This window comes from Lacticaseibacillus saniviri JCM 17471 = DSM 24301, from assembly GCF_001311785.1.
In the GTDB taxonomy this organism is placed as follows: domain Bacteria; phylum Bacillota; class Bacilli; order Lactobacillales; family Lactobacillaceae; genus Lacticaseibacillus; species Lacticaseibacillus saniviri.
Map to the genome: position 1 here is coordinate 1 of NZ_BBBX01000064.1, position 618 is coordinate 618.

The 618-nt window shown below is 39.6% G+C and carries 2 protein-coding genes; both read left to right on the forward strand.

Annotated features, from left to right (window positions below):
• The first annotated feature begins 16 nt into the window (after positions 1–16).
• Positions 17–298: a type II toxin-antitoxin system RelB/DinJ family antitoxin gene (locus tag JCM17471_RS13170; protein WP_054778179.1), complete on the forward strand. Its 282-nt coding sequence runs from the start codon at positions 17–19 to the stop codon at positions 296–298.
• Positions 288–618: hypothetical protein (locus JCM17471_RS13175; RefSeq protein WP_054778178.1), on the forward strand; the 331-nt coding region annotated here is incomplete at its 3' end. The genes JCM17471_RS13170 and JCM17471_RS13175, both read left to right, overlap by 11 nt.

A 618-nucleotide genomic window follows, 5' to 3' on the forward strand; every position in this document is an offset into this window, starting at 1 on the left:
AGGAGATGAGACAATCATGGCAGTTAATGAAAAGAAACGGGTCCAAGTCAAGATTGATAAAGATTTGGCCGATGATACCGAAGCAATTTTAAGCGAATTGGGCTTAAATCCAACCACGGCCATTAACATGTTTTACAAGCGGATTGTTGCTAATGGTGCTTTACCTTTTAATGCGTCTTTAAGCGAAGAAGAAAGAGCTAATTTACGCTTTTTAAAGGCAACCGAAGGGACACCAGTCACCGAGTTCAAAGACGCTAAAGAGGTCGCTGATTGGCTCAACGATCCAGATGAGGACTAATGACTTAGTCAGCCTATACGTTAGTTTTGTAGAAACTAACGGTGGCAAGTCTCGGCCAGTTTTAATTCGTCGGGTATCAGAACAGACGGTCGAGGCTTTTAAAATTACTAGTCAGTATGAAAAGAAGTCGGCTTATATCAAGCAACAATATTATCCGATTCAAGATTGGCAATCCGCTGGGTTGAAGAAACCTTCCTGGGTCGATCTTGGTAATATTTATCGCTTTCCCAAAGCCGGTTTAAACTTTAAAGAAATCGGTCATTTAAGTAAGCTAGATCAAAATAAAATTTCAGATTTTACGCTTGACCTAAAATCAAAAA

What these genes read in the sequence shown, in the direction of transcription:
- JCM17471_RS13170 (WP_054778179.1), top strand. Translation starts at nt 17, where the DNA reads ATGGCAGTTAATGAAAAGAAACGGGTCCAAGTCAAGATTGATAAAGAT.